Annotated in this window: 26 protein-coding genes and 1 tRNA gene; 10 read left to right on the forward strand and 17 right to left on the reverse strand. The window is 69.5% G+C overall.

Features of this window, described 5'->3' with window-relative positions:
* Nucleotides 1-216: 216 nt before the first annotated feature.
* Complete coding sequence (locus ACODRV_RS12160; protein WP_488908496.1) at nt 217-1,131, forward strand: XdhC family protein; 915 nt, start codon at nt 217-219, stop codon at nt 1,129-1,131.
* Nucleotides 1,128-1,742 (forward strand): nucleotidyltransferase family protein, encoded by a 615-nt coding sequence (locus ACODRV_RS12165; protein ID WP_488908497.1) that lies wholly within the window; start codon nt 1,128-1,130, stop codon nt 1,740-1,742. The genes ACODRV_RS12160 and ACODRV_RS12165 overlap by 4 nt, the downstream gene beginning before the upstream one ends.
* On the opposite strand, the gene ACODRV_RS12170 is transcribed toward ACODRV_RS12165, so the two are convergent.
* The 5 genes from ACODRV_RS12170 to ACODRV_RS12190 all read right to left on the reverse strand — a co-directional run bounded on the left by ACODRV_RS12170 (nt 1,720) and on the right by ACODRV_RS12190 (nt 7,113).
* Nucleotides 1,720-3,873 (reverse strand): xanthine dehydrogenase family protein molybdopterin-binding subunit, encoded by a 2,154-nt coding sequence (locus tag ACODRV_RS12170; RefSeq protein WP_488908498.1) that lies wholly within the window; start codon nt 3,871-3,873, stop codon nt 1,720-1,722. The genes ACODRV_RS12165 and ACODRV_RS12170 overlap by 23 nt on opposite strands.
* 1 nt (nt 3,874) lies before the next feature.
* The gene (locus ACODRV_RS12175) at nt 3,875-4,873 is read right to left on the reverse strand and encodes an FAD binding domain-containing protein (RefSeq protein ID WP_488908499.1); all 999 of its coding nucleotides are present in this window, start codon (nt 4,871-4,873) and stop codon (nt 3,875-3,877) included.
* Complete coding sequence (locus ACODRV_RS12180) at nt 4,873-5,508, reverse strand: (2Fe-2S)-binding protein (protein ID WP_488908500.1); 636 nt, start codon at nt 5,506-5,508, stop codon at nt 4,873-4,875. Before ACODRV_RS12180 ends, ACODRV_RS12175 begins: the two co-directional genes overlap by 1 nt.
* 77 nt (nt 5,509-5,585) lie before the next feature.
* Nucleotides 5,586-6,545, reverse strand: a complete 960-nt coding sequence (locus ACODRV_RS12185; RefSeq protein ID WP_488908501.1) for an AraC family transcriptional regulator — start codon at nt 6,543-6,545, stop codon at nt 5,586-5,588.
* 73 nt (nt 6,546-6,618) lie between these two features.
* Complete coding sequence (locus ACODRV_RS12190; RefSeq protein ID WP_488908502.1) at nt 6,619-7,113, reverse strand: DoxX family protein; 495 nt, start codon at nt 7,111-7,113, stop codon at nt 6,619-6,621.
* A gap of 139 nt (nt 7,114-7,252) precedes the next feature.
* On the opposite strand from ACODRV_RS12190, the gene ACODRV_RS12195 reads away from it, so the two are divergent.
* From ACODRV_RS12195 to ACODRV_RS12210, 4 genes are all read left to right on the forward strand, one after another.
* On the forward strand, nt 7,253-8,149 hold the full coding sequence (locus ACODRV_RS12195) for a LysR family transcriptional regulator (RefSeq protein ID WP_488908503.1): 897 nt from the start codon (nt 7,253-7,255) through the stop codon (nt 8,147-8,149).
* A 143-nt stretch (nt 8,150-8,292) separates the two neighbouring features.
* Nucleotides 8,293-10,518, forward strand: a complete 2,226-nt coding sequence (locus ACODRV_RS12200) for a xanthine dehydrogenase family protein molybdopterin-binding subunit (RefSeq protein ID WP_488908504.1) — start codon at nt 8,293-8,295, stop codon at nt 10,516-10,518.
* Between the two features lie 3 nt (nt 10,519-10,521).
* The gene (locus ACODRV_RS12205; RefSeq protein WP_141626847.1) at nt 10,522-10,980 is read left to right on the forward strand and encodes a (2Fe-2S)-binding protein; all 459 of its coding nucleotides are present in this window, start codon (nt 10,522-10,524) and stop codon (nt 10,978-10,980) included.
* 1 nt (nt 10,981) lies between these two features.
* On the forward strand, nt 10,982-11,665 hold the full coding sequence (locus ACODRV_RS12210; RefSeq protein WP_141626848.1) for an Isoquinoline 1-oxidoreductase subunit: 684 nt from the start codon (nt 10,982-10,984) through the stop codon (nt 11,663-11,665).
* 81 nt (nt 11,666-11,746) lie between these two features.
* On the opposite strand, the gene ACODRV_RS12215 is transcribed toward ACODRV_RS12210, so the two are convergent.
* Nucleotides 11,747-12,310 carry an FMN-dependent NADH-azoreductase gene (locus tag ACODRV_RS12215; RefSeq protein ID WP_488908505.1) on the reverse strand — a complete coding sequence of 188 codons (564 nt, stop codon included), beginning with the start codon at nt 12,308-12,310 and terminating at the stop codon, nt 11,747-11,749.
* A gap of 97 nt (nt 12,311-12,407) precedes the next feature.
* On the opposite strand from ACODRV_RS12215, the gene ACODRV_RS12220 reads away from it, so the two are divergent.
* Nucleotides 12,408-12,788 (forward strand): winged helix-turn-helix transcriptional regulator, encoded by a 381-nt coding sequence (locus ACODRV_RS12220; RefSeq protein ID WP_488908506.1) that lies wholly within the window; start codon nt 12,408-12,410, stop codon nt 12,786-12,788.
* Here the strand turns inward: ACODRV_RS12220 and ACODRV_RS12225 are convergent, their stop codons facing one another.
* Nucleotides 12,789-13,400 (reverse strand): hemerythrin domain-containing protein, encoded by a 612-nt coding sequence (locus ACODRV_RS12225; protein ID WP_141626850.1) that lies wholly within the window; start codon nt 13,398-13,400, stop codon nt 12,789-12,791.
* Between the two features lie 157 nt (nt 13,401-13,557).
* Nucleotides 13,558-14,199: a TetR/AcrR family transcriptional regulator gene (locus tag ACODRV_RS12230; RefSeq protein ID WP_488908507.1), complete on the reverse strand. Its 642-nt coding sequence runs from the start codon at nt 14,197-14,199 to the stop codon at nt 13,558-13,560.
* Nucleotides 14,200-14,275: 76 nt separating this feature from the next.
* Here ACODRV_RS12230 and ACODRV_RS12235 point away from each other — a divergent pair, with 76 nt between their 5' ends.
* Nucleotides 14,276-14,737 (forward strand): nuclear transport factor 2 family protein, encoded by a 462-nt coding sequence (locus ACODRV_RS12235; protein WP_488908508.1) that lies wholly within the window; start codon nt 14,276-14,278, stop codon nt 14,735-14,737.
* Between the two features lie 74 nt (nt 14,738-14,811).
* Here ACODRV_RS12235 and ACODRV_RS12240 read toward each other — a convergent pair whose 3' ends face one another.
* On the reverse strand, nt 14,812-15,726 hold the full coding sequence (locus ACODRV_RS12240; RefSeq protein ID WP_488908509.1) for an SDR family oxidoreductase: 915 nt from the start codon (nt 15,724-15,726) through the stop codon (nt 14,812-14,814).
* Between the two features lie 319 nt (nt 15,727-16,045).
* Nucleotides 16,046-17,077 carry an aldo/keto reductase gene (locus ACODRV_RS12245; protein WP_488908510.1) on the reverse strand — a complete coding sequence of 344 codons (1,032 nt, stop codon included), beginning with the start codon at nt 17,075-17,077 and terminating at the stop codon, nt 16,046-16,048.
* Nucleotides 17,078-17,190: 113 nt separating this feature from the next.
* Here ACODRV_RS12245 and ACODRV_RS12250 point away from each other — a divergent pair, with 113 nt between their 5' ends.
* On the forward strand, nt 17,191-17,802 hold the full coding sequence (locus tag ACODRV_RS12250; RefSeq protein ID WP_488908511.1) for a TetR/AcrR family transcriptional regulator: 612 nt from the start codon (nt 17,191-17,193) through the stop codon (nt 17,800-17,802).
* Between the two features lie 456 nt (nt 17,803-18,258).
* On the opposite strand, the gene ACODRV_RS12255 is transcribed toward ACODRV_RS12250, so the two are convergent.
* The 7 genes from ACODRV_RS12255 to ACODRV_RS12285 all read right to left on the reverse strand — a co-directional run bounded on the left by ACODRV_RS12255 (nt 18,259) and on the right by ACODRV_RS12285 (nt 22,395).
* Nucleotides 18,259-18,335: transfer RNA gene (locus tag ACODRV_RS12255), tRNA-Pro, on the reverse strand.
* A 54-nt stretch (nt 18,336-18,389) separates the two neighbouring features.
* Complete coding sequence (locus ACODRV_RS12260) at nt 18,390-18,830, reverse strand: MerR family transcriptional regulator (protein WP_141626856.1); 441 nt, start codon at nt 18,828-18,830, stop codon at nt 18,390-18,392.
* A gap of 5 nt (nt 18,831-18,835) precedes the next feature.
* Nucleotides 18,836-19,138, reverse strand: coding sequence for an integration host factor subunit alpha (locus tag ACODRV_RS12265; protein WP_141626857.1), 303 nt, complete (start codon nt 19,136-19,138; stop codon nt 18,836-18,838).
* A 71-nt stretch (nt 19,139-19,209) separates the two neighbouring features.
* Nucleotides 19,210-20,187, reverse strand: coding sequence for a beta-ketoacyl-ACP synthase III (locus tag ACODRV_RS12270; protein WP_488908512.1), 978 nt, complete (start codon nt 20,185-20,187; stop codon nt 19,210-19,212).
* Nucleotides 20,184-21,263 carry a phosphate acyltransferase PlsX gene (gene plsX / locus ACODRV_RS12275; protein WP_488908513.1) on the reverse strand — a complete coding sequence of 360 codons (1,080 nt, stop codon included), beginning with the start codon at nt 21,261-21,263 and terminating at the stop codon, nt 20,184-20,186. Before plsX ends, ACODRV_RS12270 begins: the two co-directional genes overlap by 4 nt.
* 92 nt (nt 21,264-21,355) lie before the next feature.
* A complete protein-coding gene (locus ACODRV_RS12280) occupies nt 21,356-21,868 on the reverse strand; it encodes a YceD family protein (protein ID WP_488908514.1) in 513 nt (170 codons plus the stop codon).
* On the reverse strand, nt 21,865-22,395 hold the full coding sequence (locus ACODRV_RS12285; protein ID WP_488908515.1) for a ubiquinol-cytochrome C chaperone family protein: 531 nt from the start codon (nt 22,393-22,395) through the stop codon (nt 21,865-21,867). The genes ACODRV_RS12280 and ACODRV_RS12285 overlap by 4 nt, the downstream gene beginning before the upstream one ends.
* Nucleotides 22,396-22,482: 87 nt before the next feature.
* On the opposite strand from ACODRV_RS12285, the gene ACODRV_RS12290 reads away from it, so the two are divergent.
* On the forward strand, nt 22,483-22,959 hold the full coding sequence (locus tag ACODRV_RS12290; protein WP_141626862.1) for an outer membrane protein assembly factor BamE: 477 nt from the start codon (nt 22,483-22,485) through the stop codon (nt 22,957-22,959).
* The last annotated feature ends 19 nt before the right edge of the window (nt 22,960-22,978 follow it).

A 22,978-nucleotide genomic window follows, 5' to 3' on the forward strand; every position in this document is an offset into this window, starting at 1 on the left:
ACTTGACGGATATCCGTTCGCCCTTCGATATGGCCGGATGAACATATCGGTCGGCCCATCAGGGATTTCGAAACGCGGCGGTTCTCCCGGCGGAAGGCTCCGGGTTCCTTCCCGGAGCTCCCGCCGATCTCTGGCGGTTCGGCCCGAAGCCTGGACCGCGCCCGGGATCGACGCGCCCCGGCCATGCAGCGGTCCCGCTCCGCGTCGCGAGGAAAGATGAGCGACTGGTACACCGCGGGACTCGAGGACGACATGCGGCCGCGAATGTTCGCGGCCGCCGACCGCGGCGACGCCTTCGCCCTGGTCACCATCACGGCGGCCGAAGGCGGCGGGCCGCGCGGCGTCGGCGCACAGATGGTGGTCACCCGGGACGACATGGGCGGCTTCCTGTCGGGCGGTTGCATCGAGGCCGACGTCGCCCTGCACGGTCGCGAGGTCCTGGCGGCCGGCGCGCCGAAGCGGGTCGTCTACGGGCGCGGCAGCCCTTATGTCGACACCCGCCTGCCCTGCGGCGGGCGGCTGGAGCTGCTCGTTGAACCCGTCGCGCCCGACGATCCGATCATCGCGGCGCTCAAACGGGCGCGCGACGACCGTCGCCTCGTCACCCTGATTTCCGACGGTGAGCGTCGAACCGTCGTGGACGGTCCGGCCGACCATCCTGACCGCCTGCGGGACTATGCGCCGCCGCAACGGCTGGTCGTCATCGGCTCGGACGCCTTCGCGCTCGCCATGGCCTCGGCGGGTCAGGCGCAGGGCTGGCAGGTCACCCTGGTTCGTCCCAAGGGCCCCGAGACCCCGCCGCCCCTGGCCGTCGATTACCGGCGCGACGACCCCGCCGCCGCCCTGGCCGCCCTGCGGCTGGACCCGTGGACCGCCGTCGCCATCGCCACTCATGACGTCGATCTCGACCACGCGGCCATCACGACCGCGCTCGGCCGGGACACCGGATATGTGGGCGTGCTCGGCGCGCGCCGGCGCCTGCCCGACCGCCTGGCGCGGCTGGCGGCGGACGGCGTGACGGCCGGTGACCTGAAGCGGCTGCACGCCCCTATAGGCCTAAAGATCGCCGCCCGCGCGCCGCACGAGGTCGCCGCCGCCGTCATCGGCGAGATCATCGGTTCGCGCGCATGAGCCGGCACGCCCTGGTCCTGGCCGGCGGCGCCGGCCGACGGTTCGGCGGCGCCAAGCTCCTGGCCGACTGGCGCGGCCGGCCGCTGGTCGTCTGGTCCGTCCAGACCGCGCTCGCGGCGCCGGTCGACGGCGTCGTCGTCGTGGTCGGATGCCGCGCTTCGGAGGTCCGCGCCGCGCTCGACGATCTGGCCGATCCGAGGCTGCGGCTCGTGGAGGCGCCCGACTGGGACGACGGACTGTCCGCCTCTCTCCGGGCCGGCGTCGCCGCCCTGCCCCCGAAAGCCGCAAGCCTGGCCGTCTTCCTCGGCGACATGCCCCTGGTCGACCCGTCCTCGGCCGCTCCCCTGTTCGACGCCGTCGAGGCCGGGGCCGTCGCCGCGCGCCTCGACCATGCCGACGGGCCGGCCCACCCCATCGTCTTCGGGCGCGCGTTCTTCGCGGACCTGTTGGGGATCCGCGGCGACCGAGGCGCGCGGAGCCTGCTCGCCGGCCGCGCCGACGTCGCCGTCTTCGACACCACGGACGACGGGGCCGTGTTCGACGTCGATCGTCCCGAGGATCTCGACCCTGCGGTCGGCCCCGCTTCGCTCAGAGCAGGTCCTCGATCCTGATCGGCATCTTGCGGACCCGCACGCCGGTGGCGTGGAAGACCGCATTGGCGACCGCACCGGCGACGCCGACCATGGCCACCTCGCCCAGTCCCTTGGCGCCGATCGCATTGATGACCGGATCGGGCTGATCGATCATGCCGACCTCGATGTCCCCGATGTCGGCGTTCACCGCCACGACGTAGTCGGCCAGATCGTTGTTGAGCCAGCCGCCGTAGCGCGGATCCACCTCCGTCTCCTCGCGAAGCGCCGCGCTGACGCCCCAGACGACCCCGCCCCGGACCTGGCTCTCGGCGGTCCTCGGCGACACCACCCGCCCGCAGTCGGCCACGCTGACGACACGGGGGACGCGGATGCGACGCGTCCGGGGCTCGACCCGAACCTCCACGAAGTGGGCGATGTAGCTGAAGCTGGTGAACTCCGGATAGACCGGGCCGGAGATGGCCATGCCCCCGGCCCGCAGGGTGGCGAGGTCGCGCGGTCCCTGTCCCGGCCCAACCCGGGAGATCTCCACCTCCACGAACGGCCGACGGACGGCGGCCAGCTGCTGGTGCAGGTTGCCGGACACCGCCCGCCCCTCCAGAAGCTCGGCCATCCGCGCCTTGAGAGCGGCGGCGGCCTCCCCGGCCGCGGTCGCGCCGCTGGCGGTGCCCCAGGATTCCGCCGTCACATGCTGGGCGGCCACCGAGGTGTCGCCGATGCGGATCTCGAGCTTGCGCGGGTCGATGTCGAGCGCGCGGATCAGCACCTGTTCGAGGGTCGAGCGAATGCCCTGTCCCATCTCATGGGCGGTGGCCGAGAAGCGCGTCGTCCCGTCCGCGCTCACCCTGAGGGTGGCCTCGGCGGGGTGCGTCAGCACCGGATAGGCGCCGCTGGCCATGCCCCAGCCGACCTGGACGCCATCCTCGAGCCCCATGGACGCCGGCGCGAGCGGCCGGTCCCGCCAGCCGAACCGGCGCGCGCCCTCGCGGATGCAGGCGTTCAGATGGCGCGAGGACAGGGGCTTGTTGTGGATCGGATCGGTGGTGGCGTCGTGGCGAAGCCGGAACTCGACAGGATCGACCCCGAGTTTCAACGCCAGTTCGTCGACGGCGCTTTCCAAGGCGAAGGCCTGCGGGTGGGGATGGGGCGCCCGCATGTAGCCCGGCGCCTGGGTGTCGATGCGGATGTTGGCGGCCGTCCCGAGATAGTTCTCGACCCCGTACATCTGGGTCGAGGATTCATGGTACTCGGGCGCGAACTGACCGCGGCGGGACTGCTGGTGATCCGCGTCGTAGCGGATGGCGACCAGCTTTCCGGCGGCGTCCGCCCCCAGCTCGATCCGGTGCCGGCTGCGCGGCCGGTAGGTGGCGTTGTGGAAGATCTGGCCCCGGGGCACCACGATCTTGACCGGCCGCCCGATCAGGACCGCAGCCAGCGCCGCCAGACTCGTCTGCCGCCGGGCGAACCCCTTCTGCCCGAATCCGCCGCCGACCGACGGACTGCTCACCACCACCTTCGCCGGGTCCAGCCGCAGATTGCCCGCGATGGCGCCCTTGACCATGTTGCTGCCCTGGGTGCCTTCGTAGACCTGGAGCCGTCCGTCGGCCCAGACGGCCGTGGTGGACAGCATCTCGATCGGATTGTGATGCTGGTTCGGGCTGAAATACTCCCCGCTTAGCCGCGTGACCGCCCCGGCCAGGGCCGCGTTCGCGTCTCCGGCCTTTACGTCCTCCACGGGCTCGCGCACGCCGCCCTCGCTGTCGATCAACGGCGAGAAGGCGGCGGCCTCGTAACGGACCCGCACCGCTTCCATGCCCTCGACCGCGGCTTCGTGGCTCTCGGCCACGACGAGGGCGACGGGCTCGCCCCGATAGGAGATCCGGTCCACGATCATGGGCGGCGGCGGCGGTCCGCCCGGCCCCGGAGGCGGCGGCGCCGGGCAATCGGCCGCCGTCAGGACGCGCACGACGCCAGGAACCGCCAAGGCGGCGTCGGTCTCGACCTTCCCCACCCGACCGCGGGCGATCGTCGAGGTCACCATCATCCCGTAGAGCAGACCCTCGAGCGCCACGTCGGCGGCGTACTTGAGGCGACCGGTTACCTTTTCCCGGGCGTCGACCCGGGGGCGGTTCGGAAAAGGAGCGGTGGTCATCTCAGATCCTCCTCGCCGCGATCATCAGGGCGTCGGCGACGGTGCGCGCGCCCAGTTCGATCTTGAAGCTGTTGTGGCGCCCCGCCACGGCCCCGGCCAGGGCCGCATGCCCGGCCTCCAGAGCCGTCTCCGGCGTCAGGCGGCGACCCACGAGGCCCGTTTCGGCGGCCGTCGCCCGCCAAGGGCGCGTCGCCACGCCGCCGAGCGCGATCCGCGCCGCCGTGATCCGGTCACCCGCCGTCTCCAGCGCGACGGCGGCGGAGGTCAGGGCGAAGGCGTAGCTCTCCCGGTCGCGGATCTTGTGATAGGTCGAACGCCGTCCGGCCCGGGTCTTGGGCACGACGATGGCGGTGATCATCTCGCCGGGCTGGAGATTGAACTCCAGATGGGGCGTGTCGCCCGGCAGACGATAGAGCCGCTCGATCGGGAGGGTCCGCCGCCCCGCGGGGCCCAGAACCTCGACCTCGGCGTCCAGGGCCGTCAGGGCCACCGGCCAGTCGCCCGGGGACACGGCATTGCAATGCGCGCTCTGCCCCAGCACGGCCTGGCCGCGATCGAGCCCCTCGAGGGCGGCGCAGCCGGAGCCCGGCTCGCGCTTGTTGCACGGATAGGCCACGGCCGGTCCGTTGCGGAAATAAAGGCAGCGCGTGCGCTGAAGCAGGTTGCCGCCCACGGTCGCCATGTTGCGCAGCTGTTGCGACGCCGCCTTCGACAGCGACTCGGCCAGAACCGGATAGTCGCGCAGCACCACTGGATGGGCCGCGACAGCGCTCATCGGGGCCAGAGCCTCGAACCTGAGACGTCGTCCCCCGGTGTGGATCCCGTCCAGGCCGCGGATCGCGGTGACGTCGACAAGGTGGCCGGGCTGCTCGATGTTCAGCTTCATCAGGTCGAACAGGGTGGTGCCGCCGGCGATATAGCGGGCGCCCGCTCCGGCCGCGGCGAAGGCCGCGACGGCCGCGTCGGGCGTCTCGGGCCGGGCGTAGGTGAAGCGTCGCATCAGCCCCTCCCCCCCTGGCGCGCGACGTCCTCGATGGCGGCGACGATGCCGACATAGGCGCCGCAGCGACAGATGTTGCCGCTCATGTACTCGCGGATGCTCTCGGGGCTGGTGGCGTTGCCTTCGCCCACGCAGGCGATGGCGGCCATGATCTGGCCAGGCGTGCAGTAGCCGCATTGCAGGGCGTCGTGGTCGATGAAGGCCTGCTGCATGGGATGCAGGCGGTCGCCGTCGGCGACGCCCTCGATGGTGGTGACCGCCCGGCCATCGACCTTCGCGGCCAAGGTCAGGCAGGACGCCACCCGCCGGCCGTCGACATGCACCGTGCAGGCGCCGCATTGGCCGTGGTCGCATCCCTTCTTGGCGCCGGTGAGTTTCAGGGTCTCGCGCAGCATGTCGAGCAGGCTGGTGCGGACATCGATCCCCGCCTCCACGGCCTCGCCGTTGACGATCGGCCGGACGACGAGGTCGGCGCCGAAAGCCCGAGCCGTAACCGGCGCCGCCTGGGCCGGGCTCTCCGCCCGGGCGGCGGGGCTCGCCAACACGGCCGCAGCCACGCCGCCCACGCCCAGGGCGCCGCGCCGGGTGAGGTCGAGATCGTGATCAGGATCGTCGGGTCGGTCGGTCGGGCGCATGGCGTCTCTCCCTGGTCGTGAAGGCGGTCGTGCCGAAAGCTAACCTGAGGCGTCCGGCTCCGTCCGAAGCGATCGTCTCAAAGGGCCGTTCGATCGTCCTGTCCGGCCCGCAACAGGCGACGCCGGTATTCCGTCGGCGCGTGACCCGACCAGCGCCGGAAGGCCTTGCTGAAGGCGGCCTCGGACTCATAGCCGGCCGCAGCCGCCAGTTCGGCGAGCGGCACCCGGCGCATCGCCAGATCGCCGGCGGCGCGGAACATCCGGTGACGGGTCAGGTAATCGAGCGGGGCCTGGCCAGTGACGGCGCGGAACCGGGCGGCGAACCGGGACCGCGACATGCCGGCCTCGCGCGCGAGCAGTTCCACCGACCAGCGGCGTTCCGGTGTCCGGTGAATGGCCGAAAGGGCCCCGGAAATCTCGGGATCCGCCAATCCCCTCAGCCATCCCGCCGGCGCCTCGCTCGACGTCAGCTGTCGCCGGATCACTTGGGCGAGCAGCAGGTCCGCCAGCTTGCCGCCGACGCCCTCCGCCCCGGGCGCGCGCGTGCGGATCTCCCGATCCAGCAAGCCGGCCACGGCCTGGAGGTCCGCGTCCGACCGCGCCACCATGACCGACGGCAGCCCTTGCAGGAACGGGTTGGGGCGGGGATCGTGGAAGGCGAAGACGCCCGAGATCAGGACGGTTTCCGGAGCGCCTTCGCCCAGTACCAGATCGCAGGTCTTGAACCGTTCGCCGGGGCTCCAGCGGCCGAGGCCTTCACGGGCCACGATATCGCTCCAGGGCCGGGTCCGGGCGCCGGGGCCGGACAGGAGCAGATGGGGATCGCCGTGCGACAGAACGGCCACGTCGCCCTCCCCGAGCCGGCGGGGCTCGCCGAGCGCGTCGGCGACGACCCATGCCTCTCCGCTCACAACCAGATGAAACGGGGCGCCCTGAAGGTCCGGCTTGGCGTAACCCCAGTCGCCTCTCAGCGTCATGCGCGAGAAGACCACGCCCTGCAGGCGCAGATCCGAGAAGACGTCGTCAATCAGCGCCAATCCGTCCCTCCTTCACGCGCGTGCGCAACGGCGCCGGCGCCGCGGACGCGCATCGATCCAAGCGCGGTCCCGCTCAGAGCTCACGCCCCAGAAGGCGATCGACCGACCAACGGCCGCCGCCCTGCACGGCGATCCACAGTGCTATAAAGGCGAGGATCAGGGGATACTCGACGCCCCGGTCGATCCAGGGATAGATCGGCCCCAGAGCCAGGCAGATGACCGCCATCTGCACGGCCAGCATGGGGGCGAACAGCCGGGTGGCGAACCCGGCCGCGACGGCCAGGCCGCCGAAGGTCTCCAGCAGGGCGACAAGGGCCGCGAGTTCTGGCGCGAAGGGCAGACCTAGGACGTTTCCGATCAGGTTCGTGGAGCCGGCCATGGGGTCCGCCATCGATCCGTGAGCGGTTCCCAGCAGCTTCGGCACGCCGTGGGTTACGATGGTGAGGCCGAAGGCCGCGCGCAGCATCGCCGAGGCGACCGGGCCCGCAACCGCATAGAAGGGCCCCAGGGCGGGAATGAGAAGCCGGGCGTCTCGCCCGGCCAGGCCGCGCGGATCGGGGATGGGCAAGCGGACCTCCTGCACGCCGTGGAAACAGGAGGGTCAGGGTAGCTGGTTCGCGGGAGACGACTAGTCCGGCGATCCGGACATCACTATTCCGAAATATGGAACAATCCGCTACCAGCCGGCCATGGACCGGATCGACATCATGCGCCTCTTCGTCCGCATCGTGGAGCGCGGCAGCTTCACCGCGGCCGCGGTCGACCTCGGCCTGCCGCGCGCGACGGCGACCACGGCCATCCAGCGGCTGGAGCGCGATCTCGGGGTTCGTCTGCTCGAGCGCACGACGCGCCGCGTCAGGCCGACGCTCGACGGCGCCCTGTACCAGGAGCGCTGCGTCCAGCTGCTGGCGGACCTCGACGAGGCGGAGACCATCTTCCGCAACGCCGAACCCCGCGGCCCCCTGCGTGTCGATCTCCAGGGCACGCTCGCCCGCTTCTTCGTCTTGCCGGCCCTGCCGGACTTCATCGCCCGCTACCCCGACATCACCCTGAATCTCAGCGAGGGCGACCGGATGGTCGACCTGGTCGCGGAAGGCGTCGACTGCGTCCTGCGCGCGGGCGACCTGCCCGATTCCGGCCTCGTCGGACGCAAGGTGGCGAGCTTCGAACAGGTCACCGTGGCGAGTCCGGACTATCTCGAGCGGCACGGCGAGCCCCTGACGCCGGACGACCTGGAAGGTCATCTGATGGTCGCCTATACGGCCTCGGCGACCGGCAAACCCTATCCACTGGAGTTCGGGGACGCCCCTCTCGTCCGCGAAGTCCCCCTGCCCTTCAAGATCGTGGTGCGGGGCGCAGAGACCTATACGGCCGCCGGCCGGGCGGGCCTTGGCCTGATCCAGATCCCGCGCTACCGCGTCGTTCGCGAGATCGCGGCGGGCGCCTTCCTGCCGGTCCTCGCCGAGACGCCGCCGCCGCCGATGCCGGTCTACGTCCTCTATCCCCACAACCGGCATCTCTCGTCGCGCCTTCGCGCCTTCGTCGACTGGATCGCCGAGGTCTTCCGGGTCGCCGCGCCCGAGGGAACCGGTTCCGGGGACTGAACGCCCTGAAGCGGTCCCGGCGCTGTCGAAGGGGGCTGCGATCGCCATCCCGGGACGCCGCAGGGTTGGCCGAAGTGGGTGAGCGGGAGGATCAGGCAAATAAATCCGATAATCCGATATATTGTCGGGGACCGTCCCGGCCGATGCTGCCGCCCCTGGCGCAGGTGTTCGAAGGGCTTTTGATCGTGACCCGATCTCCGAAATCGACGAACGCCGGTCCCCTCGGGACGAACAAGCCGCGACGGCGGCTTTTCACGCGTCGGCGCGTCCTGACCACGGGCGGGGTGGTCGTGGGCGGCGCCCTCGTGCTGGGCACGGCCGGCGCCAACATCACCCGTATCCTGGGGGCCGGCGCGGTGCGGCCCGAGGACAGCCCGTTCGGCCCCTACCTCCGCATCGAGGCCGACGGTTCGGTGATCGTCGCCAACGCCTTCCAGGAAATGGGCCAGGGCATCCACGCGGGGCTGGCCGCCATCGTCGCCGAGGAGCTGGACGCCGACTGGGACCGGGTCCGGGTCGAGACCGCCCCGGCCAACGCCGCCGTCTACGGGGTTCAAGGCACGGCGGGCTCCAACACCATCGCCACCTCCTGGGACCGCATGCGCAAGGTCGGCGCCGCGGCGCGGGCCATGCTGGTCCAGGCCGCCGCCGCGCGGTGGAACGTGCCTCCCGCCCGCCTGACGGTCGCCAACGGCGTGATCCGGCACGCCGCGTCCGGCCGATCCGCCGGCTTCGGCGAACTCGTCGGGGCGGCCGCGGCGTTCGAGCCGCCGCAGGACCCGCCCCTCAAGCGGCCGAACCAGTTCACCCTGATCGGCACGCCCCGCGTCCGCCGGCTGGACAGCCTGCCCAAGAGCACCGGCGCCCAGATCTACACCCAGGATGTGCGCCTGCCGAACATGCTGACGGCCATGGTCGCGCGCTCGCCGCGCTTCGGCGGCCGGCTGCGGCGGTTCGACGACCGCGACGCCCGGCGCGTCCCCGGCGTGGTCGACGTCTTCGCCATCCCCACCGGGGTGGCCGTGGTCGCCGAACACGCCTGGGCCGCGCAGAAAGGCCGCGAGGCCTTGCGGATCCTGTGGGACGACAGCGAGGCCGAACGCCGCTCGGACGCCGAGATCGCCGCCTGGTATCGCGACATCGCGGACGGGCGGGTCCAGCACGGCTCGACGGCCTTCGGCGCCAAGGGCGATCCGGACGCCGCCTTCGCGGGCGACCTGTTCGAGACCTCGATGACCCTGCCCTTCCTCGCGCACGGGCCCATGGAGCCGCTGAACTGCGTGGCCCAGGTTGACGGTCTCGACGTGACCCTCTGGTCCGGGACCCAGCTCCAGACCCCCGACCAGGTGGCCGTGGCCGCGGCCATGGGCACGGCGCCCGGACGGGTGCGGATCAACACCCTGTCGGCCGGCGGCTCGTTCGGGCGGCGGGGGGTGCTCGGGGCGCATTATTCGGTGGAGGCGGCGCGGATCGCCCGCCGCACCCAAGGACGGCCGGTCAAGGTGCTGTGGAGTCGCGAGGACGACATGGCCGGCGGCGTCTACCGCCCCATGGCGCACCACAAGATCACCGTCGCCGTCGATGAGGCCGGCTATCCGAAGGCGTGGCGGCACCGGGCGGTCGCCCAGGCGCTGCTCCCCGTCGTGCCGCCACAGCAGACCATCGAAGGCGTCGAACCGTCGCCTTATCTTGAGTTCGCAGAAACCGTCGACTGTCGCGTCTACAGTCCCCGGCTGGCGATCTCCACGGGCTTCTGGCGATCGGTGGGCCACTCCCACACCTTCACCGCGCTCGAGCACGCCATCGACCAACTGGCGCGACGGGCGAACATCGATCCCGCCGACTATCGGCGGCACATCTATTCGCGCGTCAACGCCCGCTCCTATCTGGACGTGCTCAACCTGGCCTGCGAGCGGGCCGGCTGGGGCGGGCCGATAGAGTCGGGGTGGGCCCGCGGCCTGGCGGTCGGCCGATGTTTCGGGACGACGGTCGCCCAGATCGCGGAAGTGACCCTCACCCCGGCCGGGCCGCGCGTCCGCCGCGTGGTCGCGGCGGTTCACTGCGGCATCGCCGTGGCTCCCGACCTCGTGGCCGCGCAGATCGAGGGCGGGATCATCTACGGCCTGAGCGCCGGCCTCTACGGTGCGGTGCGCTTCCGCGACGGGATCGTTCAGAACCCGAACTTCAAGGATTATCGCTCGGTGCGCATGCATGAGGCGCCCGAGATCGAGACCTACATCGTGCCCTCTGCGGACCCGCCCACGGGCGTCGGCGAACCCGGAACCCCGCTGATCACTCCCGCCGTCGCCAACGCCCTGCTCGTCCTGACGGGCAAGGCGACGCGGCGCACCCCCCTCATCGAGGCCTGACCCATGCGCTACACCCTCACCGTGAACGGGGCCGCCCATGTCGTGGACGCCGATCCCGGCATGCCGCTGCTGTGGGTGCTGCGCGATCTCCTGGGGCTCACGGGCTCCAAATACGGATGCGGTGTCGCCCAGTGCGGAGCCTGCACCGTGCACATCGACGGGTCTCCGCGCCGGGCCTGCAGCGTCGCGGTGTCGGCGGTCGACGGCGCCGTGACCACGATCGAGGGCGCTTCGGGGCCGGTGGCGGAAGCTATCCGGGCCGCCTGGGTGGCGCGGGACGTGCCCCAGTGCGGCTTCTGCCAATCGGGTCAGGTGATGAGCGCCATCGCCCTGCTCAACGCCGTCCCCCGTCCGGACGATGACGACATCAACGCCGCGATGACGGGCAACATCTGTCGTTGCGGGACCTACGGCCGCATCCGGGCGGCCATCAAGGACGCGGCCGCCGCCGCAGGAGGCTGAGATGGCGCGTGAACCCGGTCGCCGCAGTTTCCCGCGCCGCCACCCGATCCTCACCGGTCTGGCCGTCCTGATCGTCGGCTTCGTCGCCTGGTCGTCAGTAAACAGCTACCTCCACCGGCCCGAACGGGAGGACATCGCCCCGGTCGAGGCGACGCGCGCGATCGATCATCTTCAGCCGGTCGCCGCCTTCGCCAGCATCCCCGACGAGGCCAGCCGGTCCGTCGCCCTCTTCAATGAGGCCGGGCGGGTGATCCAGCATCCCCGCTGCATGAACTGCCATCCGGTCGGCGATCGCCCGACGCAGGGCGATCGGATGCGGCCGCACGAGCCCTGGGTCACGCGCGGCCCGGACGGTCACGGCGCGCCGGGGCTGGAATGCAAGACCTGCCACGGCTTCACCAATTTCGACCCGTCCGGCGTGCCCGGCGATCCGCACTGGGCCCTCGCGCCGGCGGACATGGCCTGGCAGGGCAAGACGCTCGGCGAGATCTGTCGGCAGATCAAGGACCGCGCGCGCAACGGCGACCGCAGCCTCGATGACATCGTGCGCCACATGGCCGAGGACGGGCTGGTGGGCTGGGCCTGGAACCCCGGCGGCGCCCGCACCCCCGCTCCCGGCACCCAGCAGGAGTTCGGCGCGCTGATCCGCGCCTGGGTCTCCACCGGAGCCCAGTGCCCGGCGTAACATGCGCCCGTTGGAGGCAGGCGCGCTCGGCCGGCGGCCCGCCCCGTTCGGGGAGTATGCGGTCCACGCCGCTCTGTACGCCTATGCGGCCAGCGCTCCGATGGCTTGGTCCGCCTGGGCGATCGCCGCCTCGCGCTGTTCGGGCCCGACCAGAATCCCCTCGGCGATGACAAACTCCGGCGTCACCCCGATGAAACCGAAGACGGTGGTCAGATAAGTCTCGGCATGCTCGGCCGCCCGCCTTCCGGTGTCGGCGCCATAGAAGCCGCCCCTGGACACCGCCACGATCACCCGCTTGTCGCCCGCCAGCCCGACCGGGCCCGCCTCCCCGTATCTGAAGGTCCGGCCCGCCACCAGGATGCGATCAATCCAAGCCTTAAGCTGGCTGGAGACGTTGAAATTGTACATCGGCGCCCCGACCACGACGACGTCGGCGGCCAGGAACTCCTCCAGCACCGGCGTCGTCTGCTCCGCCGCCGGCAGGTCGGCCAGGGTCAGGTGCCCGAGCGGCTCCGCGGCCAGGTCGCGATAGGTCGTCTCGAGCGCCTGATCGCCTTCGCGCAGGCGCGCCACGATGTCCGCCGTCAGCTTGCGGCTGACCGATCCGTCGCCGGTGATGGCGCTGTCGATGTGCAGCAGTTTCATTCTGTAACTCACTTCCGGTTTGTGCCCGGTGACGGAAGTGCGATAAGGGCCGACCGCCCGCAAGACGGCACATTCTAGTAACCCAAGGCACACCCAGGTGACCGACAACGCCATCGCCCACACCGCAGAACAGTGCATGCGCGTCAGCGACGTCCTGGCCCGGGTCGGCGACAAATGGAGCATCCTGGTCATCGCCGCCCTCGGCGAGCGCCCCTACCGCTTCAATGAACTGAAGCGGGCGATCGAGGGCGTGTCCCAGCGTATGCTGACCCTGACGGTGCGGGGTCTGGAACGCGACGGCTTCATCACCCGTACGGTGACCCCCAGCATCCCGCCGCGCGTGGACTACGACCTGACCGACCTGGGACGTTCGGTGCTTGAAGCGGCCCGGACCATGGGCGAGTGGGCCGCGACCCACCGCGCCACCGTCGAGGCGGCGCGCCAGGCCTTCGACGCCCGGGCCGCGGAGGCCCTGTAGTCAGATCGCCAACTGGTCGCCCCTGAGGGTCAGAACCGGCACGACGATCTCTTCCTCATCCCACAGATGACGGTTGATCAGGCGCGTTCCGCGTTCGACCCGGTCGGCGAGCGCTCCGGCCAGCGGTCTCAGATCCGTTGTCGCCCCCGCCCGGAGCAAGGCGTTGGCGTCGTCCGCCATCCCCGCCAGCAGCGCCTCGATCTGGTCGTGGTCCCGGTCAAGCAGGGCGAAGCCCTCCGTCATGCGCGGTTCCGCCGCCGTCAGGAGCGGGAAGGCCTGGCGGGTCTCCCGCTCGTGGTGATGGTGCAGATGGGTCAGCATCTGTCTCAGCCGGGGCGTGGCCGCGCCGCGGTAATCGGCCGCCTCGATCCGTCCTTCGCGCCACAGGGCGCCGATCTCGCCCAAGGCCGTCATCTGTCCCCGGAACCAGTCATGGACCTCTAGCCAGTGACGCGCCGTCGGATGGATCTCCAGGGCCGGCCACTGCGCGCGCGGATAGACGGCCTCCAGATAGCGGAAGGCCTCCGGCAGGGCCTGGCGCGTAACCAGATTGTCCGAAAGCGCCCACGCCTTGTCCGGAGGACTGGGCGGGCCTGGCCCAAGCTCGGGCATCGTCGATCTCCTCAGCCGTGATCACAATTATCCCTACCCAGATGGCGCCGGCTCGCGCCCGCCCCAAGAAGGCACAGCTGTGTGACTGTCCCTCGTCGCCCGCCTCGCCGTGTCTCGACGGGGTTGAGCGCCCAGGAGACGCTCGCGGCTGCCTGGTTCAACGGCCCGGCCACATCTCCAGGAACGTGTCGGCTATGTCTCGCAATTCCCGCTCGTCGGCTCCGCTACCGGCCGCGACCAGCAGGCCGTCCGTGGCCGCCTTCAGGGTCAGCGCGAGGCGCCGTGGCGTGTAGGGCGGCGGGATGTCGCCGTCCAAAGCGGCCCTTTCGAAACGGGCGATGAGTTTTTCGCGCCAGAATCGGCTGCGCTGCACGACGAAGTCTCTGACACTCTCGTCGCCGGGCGCATGGCTCAAGGAGTGGACGATCCCCATGCTGCCCTTCGGATCGCTCGTATTCGTTTGAAGGGCGATCGCGCCGGACAGCAGATGCGCCGCGACGCCGCGCGTGGTCGGCTGCTCCAGCGCGTCGGACATATAGGCGGTCTTCTCCCGCTCGTAGAGATCCATAACCTGACGGAACAGGCCCTCCTTGTCGCCGAAGGAGGCGTAAAGAGTGGCGCGGCTGATCGCCATCGCCTCGATCAGCGCACCGATGCTCGCGCCGGCGTAGCCGTGCCGCCAGAAGATGCGCATCGCTGCCACGAGCGCCTCCTCGTGGTTGAACTGCCGGGGCCGCCCCCGCGCCGGAAAGGCCTTCGGCAAGCTGGTCGGCTTGGTCTCGATCCTGGCGCCCGTCATGCAGTCCCCGCAGCCCGGTTGATTTTTGGAACGATCGGTCTAGTCTCGGGTTTTGGAACGACCGGTCTGGAAAGACTTGTCCCACCCGGCCGGTCCATTCGCAACCAGAAAGGCGACCATGTCCTACACTCCTCAAGAAGCTGAAAACCTGCGCATCGTGACGGACGCGCTGACCCAAGCGGCGGGCGATTTCACCAAATTCTTCGACGCGATCTTCGCGCCCGACGTCGAATGGACCATCGCCGGTCACGGTCCTGTCGCCCGCACCTATCACGGCATGAAGGATCTGTTCGACAATGCCGAGGCCGCGCTCTTCGCCCGGTTCTCTGAACCGCTGGCGATCACGACCCGAGGCGTCTGGGCGGACGGGGACAAGGTGTTTGCCCGCATCGACAGCCGCAGCCGCGCCCTGGACGGCGAACCCTACCGCAACGGCTACATGTACATCATGACCCTGCAGGACGGGAAAGTCGTCTCCGGCATCGAGTGGCTCGACCTGAATGCCTATTATGAAATCGTCGGGCGCGTAGCCGTTTAGGCCTCGGGTCCGCCTCCGGAAGGGGCGACGGGGAGACGTCCCCGCCGCCGCCTCCCCAGGCAGCGCGGCGCGGGTCAGCCCAGGCGCAGTTGAACGAGGTCCTCCGAGACATCGAACAGTTTACGCGCGACGGCCCTGTCGAGAGCCTGCGGCGGAATCTGCGCCTCCGTCGGGTGGCCACGGGTTCCGCCGAGCCGGTCAGGTCCATAGTAGACCCCGCCCTTCGCCTGGGGCGCGGTCGCGGCGAACAAGGTCGGCAGGGCGCCCTGCGCGACCGGTTGGAACAGAAAGGGCAACAAGCTCCGAACCCGTCCGACAGTGCTGGATCGGCCCGGCGCGTTGAGCAGCAGATTGGTGCGGGATATCCCCGGATGCGCGGCGAGGCTTTCCACGCCCCAGCCTCCGGCCTCGCTCCTGCGCTGGAGCTCCAGAGCGAACATGAGGCAAGCGATCTTGGACTGGGCGTAGGCGGTCATCGGCTTGTAGTTTCGCCGGGCGTTCAGGTCGTCGAAATCGATCTGCCCCTGGACCGCCGCCAAGCTCGACAGGCTGACCACGCGGGACGCACGGCTCTGTCTGAGCAGAGGAAGGAGATGGGCGGTCAGGGCGAAATGTCCCAGATAGTTGGTGCCCAGCTGAAGCTCGAAGCCGTCCGATGTTTCCTGCCGGGTCGGCGGCGTCATCACTGCGGCGTTGTTGATCAGGATATCCAGGCCGGCCCGCTGATCACGCAGACGCTGGCCGAGCTCGGCGACCGACGCCAGGCTGGCCAGATCCAGCAGTTCAAACCGAACGTTCGCGGCCGGCGCCTCTCTCCTGATCCGCGCGACCGCCTCGGCTCCGCGTTCGGAATTGCGGCCAGCCATGATGACCTCGGCGCCGGCCTTGGCCAAGGCCAGCCCGTCTTCATAGCCGAGCCCGCCGAAACCCGTCACGAGCGCCGAACGGCCCTGCTGGGAGGGGATGTCGTTCGCGGTCCATTTGGTCATGACTGTCTCCTGGCGGGCCGCCCTTCGGCCCTTGCAGCCATGAAAACTTGCGCCTACCCCGCCCAAACACGAATACCTGAAGCCCCGGGGTTATTGCCTGATCTTACGGCTCGTCCACGGCGGGAACCCGAGGCGACGAGACAGGACCGCGGGGCGAGGCCGAACGCTCCCCGCCCGACGGCCCGGGAGGCCGGCATGGGGGAGACTTCACGACCGCGCCTGGCCCAAACAGCGTCCGAGGGACCCAAGGCGCGCCTCCAGCGGACCTGCGGTCCGGAGCGGCATCGTCGGGGTCGCCGATGCGCCCCCCCGCAGACGGTCAGGCGGCAGTCCGCGAAGCCGCCTCACGACGCCGCGCCTTCGGGTCCTTCAGCGGCGGCGGCACATAGTTGGCGTCGTTGGGCCCGATGTCGCCGCCCGGCGGAGCGATACAGTCGATCTCGTCCAGAAGGTCGTCGTCGAGAGCGACGGCGGCGCTGGCCAGATAGTCGTCCAACTGCTCCATGGTGCGGGGGCCGATGATCGCCGCGGTGACCGCCGGATGGGTCATGACGAAGGCCATGGCCATATGCGCCAGGCTGACGCCAGCCTGTTCCGCCAATGGGATCAGCCGCTCGACCGCGTCGAGCTGGCCGGGGTCACGCATCTGGTTGGGGAAATAGCGCGCCCGGAGGCTATCGGGCGTCTCCTCCCCCTTCCGGTATTTGCCCGTGAGCATCCCTTTGGCGAGCGGGCTCCAGACCAGGGCGCCCATGCCGTAGCGTTGGCACACCGGCAGCACCTCGCGTTCGATGCCCCGGTTCAGGATCGAGTATGGGGGCTGTTCGGTGCGGAAACGCGCCAGCCCACGTCGTTCGGCGACCCACTGCGCCTCGACGATGTCGGACGCGGGGAAGGTCGAAGAGCCGATCGCCCGAACCTTGCCCGCGCGCATCAGGTCCGTCAGGACGGAGAGGGGCTCCTCAATATCCGTCTCCGGTGACGGCCGATGTATCTGATAAAGGTCGATATGGTCGGTCTGCAGCCGCTTGAGGGACGCCTCGACGGCGCGCGTGATCCAGCGGCGGGAGTTCCCCTGCATGTTCGGATCGTCGCCCATGGGCAGATGCACCTTGGTGGCGAGCACGACGTCGTCCCGACGCCCCTTCAGCGCCTTGCCGACGACGACTTCGGACTCCCCTCGGCTGTAGCCGTCGGCGGTGTCGATAAAGTTGATCCCGGCGTCCAGCGCCCGGTGGACCATGCGGACCCCGTCCTCATGATCGGGGGATCCGGGCGAGCCGAACATCATCGCGCCGAGGCAATAGGGGCTGACCTTGATGCCGGTGCGTCCGAGAGAGCGATACTGCATGACGGGAATCCTTGCTGGGGGCTGGCCGCCATCGCATTCGCGCGGTAGAACACGAAGCGGAACGACATTCCGGATATAACCGGAACCATGTTCCGTTTGCAAGAAGGCTTGACGTGGACGAGACGGTGTCCAATGCCGGGGGATCAAACCCCGCGACCGCGGGCCGGCGGGTCCGTGCCGACGCGCAGCGCAATCTCGACATCGTGCTTGCGGCGGCCAAGGCCGTGTTCGCGGAAGGCGGCGTCGATGCGCCGGTGCGTGAGATCGCGGATCGTGCGGGGGTCGGGGTCGGCACCCTCTATCGCCACTTCCCGAAACGCGCCGACCTGATCGCGGCGGTCTTCCGTCGTGAGATGGACGCCTGCGCCGACGCGGCGCCCGCCCTGGCCGCCGAACACCCGCCCGTGGAGGCCTTGGGGAACTGGCTGCAGCTTTATGTCGGCTTCGTGGGCGCCAAACGGGGGCTGGCCAAGGCCCTGCATTCGGGCGATCCCGCCTTCGACGCCCTGCCCGGCTATTTCGATCAGAGACTCCGGCCGGCCTTCCGGACGCTTTTCGACGCCGCGCTGACCGCCGGCGCCATCCGGACCGACATGGAGCCGGACGAGATTCTCAACGCCGTCGCTCACCTCGGAATGTCGGCGAGTCCGGACAAGCCCGGACAATCCGAAAGGCTGGTAGGCCTGCTCATTGACGGTCTGCGACGGAATCCCGTCGGCGGCTGAAGACGACGAGGCCGCTGCGGTGATCGCACCTCGCCCGACGTCCTGCCAGTCCATCCCCGGGGCGGGCCGCTGGTCAGGCGACCTAGCGCCGGTAATCTCCCGCGAGCGTCGCCATACCGGCCTCAAACCACCTACGACGCGTAAGGCCAGAGCTCAAGCGATACCGCGGCAGGCGCAGAGAACTCCAAGCGTCAGGGCGCCCCCGGCCGCTACGCCATGCGCATCGGCCCCCGCGCGCGGCACCCCGACCTTCCGGTTTCGCGGCCGGTTCAGAGGCGCGAATCAATTTGACCGAGCCTGAACAGCCATGAACGGCCCTGAAGCGAGACCGGCCGCACCCGAGCCTGGCGCGGCGCCCAGAATCGGTCTGCTCCCCATATGCTCCCCAAGGCCCAATTGCTAAGGGGCCGCCCGAGAGCGACCCCTTAAAATCCGCCATAAAACCAAAAGGTTAGATGGTCGGAGCGACAGGATTCGAACCTGCGACCCCTTGACCCCCAGTCAAGTGCGCTACCAGGCTGCGCCACGCTCCGAGAGGGGCTCCCTATAGACGGGGTCGCGCGTCGCGCAAACCGAAAAATAGGCCTTCAGGCGGTTCTCGTCAGAGCGGCTTCCAGACGGGCCCGCGCGCCCTCCAGTTCGGCCAGCACCTGACGCAGGCGGACCGTGGATACGGGAGCGGCGGTCGTCTCCCCCGCCGGCTGCGGCGCGGGCGCTTGCGCCGTCGCGCCTTCAGGCTCGAAGCTGACCAGCCCCTCCGGGTCGCCCCAGGCCGCGATCCGCTTGAGGCCCTGTTCCTTGTACAGACGCTGCACGCCCTTGATGGTCAGGCCCTCGTCGTGCAGCAGCCGCTTCACGGCCTTCAGCACCACCAGATCCTGCGGGCGATAGAAACGACGCCCGCCCGCGCGCTTCAGCGGGGAGACGAAGGTGAATTTGGTCTCCCAGAAGCGCAGGACATGCTGCGGCGCGCCGATCTCATCAGCGGCTTCCGAGATGGTCCTGAAGGCGTTGGGGCTCTTGGCCACGGGGCTCAGTCGGTGACGACGGCGTCGTGCACCCGGCCCTTCATGATCTGGGAGGCGCGGAAACTGATGACCCGGCGCGGGTTGATCGCCGCCGGTTCGCCGGTCTTGGGGTTACGGCCCATCCGGGCGCGCTTTTCGCGAACCTGGAAGACGCCGAAGCCGGACAGCTTCACGGTCTCGCCGCGCTCCAGCGACTCGACGATCAGCTCCAGTGTGCGCTCGACCATGGTCGAACACTCCTGTCGCGACAGTCCCACTTCGTCGTGGACAGCCTCGCAGAGATCAGCGCGGGTCAGGGTCTGCGTCACTCACTCCCCCTCAATCGTCAGTGCGGGCCCATAAAAGGGCAAGCGTCGTCAAATGGAAAGCTGAAATCGCGTTACAGACGAATCGCGCAGGCGCCCCAAGTCAGACCGCCGCCCATGGCTTCCATCACCACCAGATCGCCGCGCTTGATCCGGCCATCCCTGATCGCCGCGTCCAGAGCCAGCGGGATGGAGGCGGCGGAGGTGTTGGCGTGCATGGCGACGGTCGAGATCACCTTGTTCTCGTCCAGCCCCAGCCGGTCGCCGACGCCGCGGATGATGCGCTGGTTGGCCTGGTGCGGCACGAACCAGTCGACCTCCGGCACCTTGATGTTCGAGGCGTCGCAGGCGGCGGTGATGGCTTCGGCGATATTGACGACCGCGTGGCGGAAGACCTGATTGCCCGCCATCCGCAGGTGGCCCACCGTGCCGGTCGTGGCCGGGCCGCCGTCGACATACAGAAGATCCGTCTTGGAGCCGTCGCATCGCAGGGCGAAGCCCAGCAGGCCGGTGTCGGCCTTGGTCCCCTGCCCTTCGCGCGACTCGACCACCAGCGCCCCGGCGCCGTCGCCGAACAGAACGCAGGTGGTGCGGTCGGTCCAGTCCATCAGCCGGGTCATTTCCTCGGCGCCGATAACCAGGGCGCATTTGGCCAGACCGCGCGCGACGAAGCCGTCCGCGACGCTCAGCGCATAGACGAAACCCGAGCAGACCGCCTGAACATCGAAGGCGATGCCCACCGGCGCTCCCAGCTTGCGCTGCACGATCGAGGCGGTGGCCGGGAAGGTCATGTCCGGCGTGGTCGTGGCGACGATGATCAGATCAACGTCCGCCGCCGACTTTCCGGCGTCGATGAGGGCGCGCTTGGCGGCCTCGACCGCCAGATCGCTGGTCGGCTGGTCGTCGCGGGCCTTGTGCCGCTGCTTGATGCCGGTGCGTTCCTGAATCCACTCGTCCGAGGTGTCGACCGTCTTGGCCAGTTCGGCGTTGGTGACGATCTGCTCGGGAAGGAAGGAACCGACGCCGGTCACGGCGCTGCGGGTGACGCTCACTGGAAAGTCTCCATGGCCGCGTCCGCGTCGGGCGCGGGCGGCTGCTCAAGCACGGCGGTCAATCGCTGCAGATTGGCCCCCACCTTGGTCATATAGTCACTGCGGGCCAGATCGACAGCGATCCGGATCGCGGCGCCGAACCCGTCGGCCGTCGCGCCGCCGTGGCTTTTCACCACGATGCCGTTCAGGCCCAGCAGCGGGCCGCCGTTGATGGCGTTGGGGTCGATACGGGCGCTCATCCGCTTGAGCGCCGCATAGGCCAGCGCCGCCCCGGCCTTGGCCAGCAGGCTGGACGTCAGGGCGTCGCGGGTCAGGCCGCCGATGAATTTGGCCACGCCCTCGGCGGTCTTCAGGGCGATGTTGCCGGTGAAGCCGTCGGTGACGATCACATCGACCGTGCCCTTGGCGATGTCATCGCCCTCGACAAAGCCATGGTAGGCCAGCCCGAAGTCGCCCTCACGCAACAGACGGGCGGCCTCGCGAACCTCCTCGTGACCCTTCATGTCCTCGGAGCCGACGTTCAGGATGCCGATGGTCGGCCTGGCGACGCCGTGCACGGCGGTCATGAAGGCCTCGCCCATGATGGCGAACTCGACCAGCTGGGCCGCGTCGCTTTCCACGTTCGCGCCGACGTCCAGAACCGCGGTCACGCCACGCTTGGTCGGCCAGCTGGCGACGATGGCCGGACGCTCCAGACCGGGCGCGGACATGCGCAGGATCAGCTTGGAGATCGCCATCAGGGCGCCGGTGTTGCCGGCCGATACGACCGCGCCCGCCTCGCCGGTCTTCACCGCCTCGATGGCGTTCCACAGGCTGGAGCCCTTGCCCCGGCGCATGGCGGTGGCGGGCTTCTCGTCCATGGCCACCACCTTTTCGGTGTGACGGACGTCGCAAATGTCGTCGCCGAGCCCCAGACGGGCCATCTCGGCGCGAATCGCGGCCTCATCGCCGTTCAGCAGGAAGCGGACGCCTTCGCCGCCATGACGTTTGCGGTACTCGCAGATGCCACCGACCACGACCGGCGGCCCGTGGTCCCCACCCATGGCGTCAAGCGAGATCAGAACTGGGGAAGGCAAGCCGTTTCGACTCCGTCGCGCCGTAAGCCTCGGCGCTGGTCAGGCGCGACGATAGCGCCGCGCGGGGGGGATGCAACCGGGTGGACGCCGCGTCAACCTTCGTCGGACGAGCGCAGGCCCTTCAGCACGGCGAAAGGCGAGATTTCAGCGGGCTCGGGCGGCTGTACGAATTCGGCGCCCGGCTTGCGCGGGAAAGGGTCCAGTCGCAGCGCCAGCTGCTCCACGACGTACTGACCGAGATCGATCTGGCCATCCTCGACCACGTCCGGCGATTCGTCCTCGAGGGTGATCACGATCTCCTCGCTGTCCTCCTCGACCGGCTCCGCCAGTTGCACGCTGAAGCGGTCATCGATCTCCAGCGGCAGCGGCTCCAGCGTGATTCCGCAGGTCTGGGCCAACCGCGCGCGCAGTCGCCCGGTCAGCGACCAGCCCGCCGCCGTCGGGACCAACTCGACATCGGCCTCAAACAAATCCAGCGCGGCCAGATCCAGCGCCTTGATGATCCGGCGGATCGCAGCGGCGTCAGGCGTCAGGGTGCGTTTCACACCCGCGCCGATCTGATGCAGGCGGACAGGCTCGCTATAGGGCAGTTCGGACGCGCTCATGCCGACACCTCGGCCCATGCGGGCGCCTTCATCACATCGGCGAACGACAGCGCCGCCAGTTGCGTCCGGCTGTTCAGGGCATAGGCAGCCAGGGCCGCGCCGTCCGAGGCCGTCTCGCTTTCCAGCACATTGCGGGCCAGCCGTTCGGCCAGCAGGGCGGCGTCGCCGTCCCGCAGCGGTTGTTCATAGGCGCTCATGCGACCGTACAGGCTTTCGCCCAGCTTGCGCATCTTCTTGCCTACAGAGACGTCGCCGACGCCCAGTTCACGCAGGGTGTGGTCCAGAGCCGACACATAGGTGTCGAACAGCTGCTGGCCCGCATCACCGCCCTGCTCCGTTCCCTCGTCCTTCAGACGCATGGTCAGCAGCAGCATGTGCAAGGTGTAGAGCTCGAAACGCGCGTCGATGCGGTCCGGGACGCCCAGCGCCGTGTAGAAGCGCGGCTCGCGCGCCTGACACACCACCTGCTCGTAAAGGCCGTCGCCAACGCGTTCTCGGCGGAAAGATCGGAGAAGATTTTGAAGCATGTTTCGCGGCCCCTTTTCCGCCGCGCCGTTGAACTAAGGCTCGGCTCCGGTTAGGTCAAAGACCTTGTTCTGTCGCAGGCGCCGCCAATGCTCCGTTCGAAGCTTCTTTTCGCCGCTCTTTCGGCCACTGTCCTGACCGCCGGCTGCGCGCCAATCGTGGGCCAGAACGGCTTCCAGGCCATTGACGCCCGGCCCGCCGACATCGTCGCCGGCACGGACACCCGTCAAACGGTTCTGACCAAGCTGGGCTCGCCCTCAACGACCTCGACCTTCGAGAGCGACACGATCTGGTACTACATGACCCAGATCACCGAGAAATATACCTACAACGTCCCCCGCGTGACCCAGCGCAGCGTGACCGAGATCACCTTCAACGAGGCCGGCGAGGTCGCCAACGTCCGCACCTTGGGTCTGGCGGACGGTGAACAGCTCACCATGAACGGTCGCGAGACCCCGACCCGGGGTCGCCAGCTGACCATCCTCGAACAGCTGCTGGGCAACGTGGCCCGCGGCCAGCTGCCGCGCACCGACGAGGACCAGCCCGGCCAGCGCCGTCCGGACTAACGGCGGCCTCCGCGGATCG

Source organism: Brevundimonas sp. FG8 (assembly GCF_057808845.1).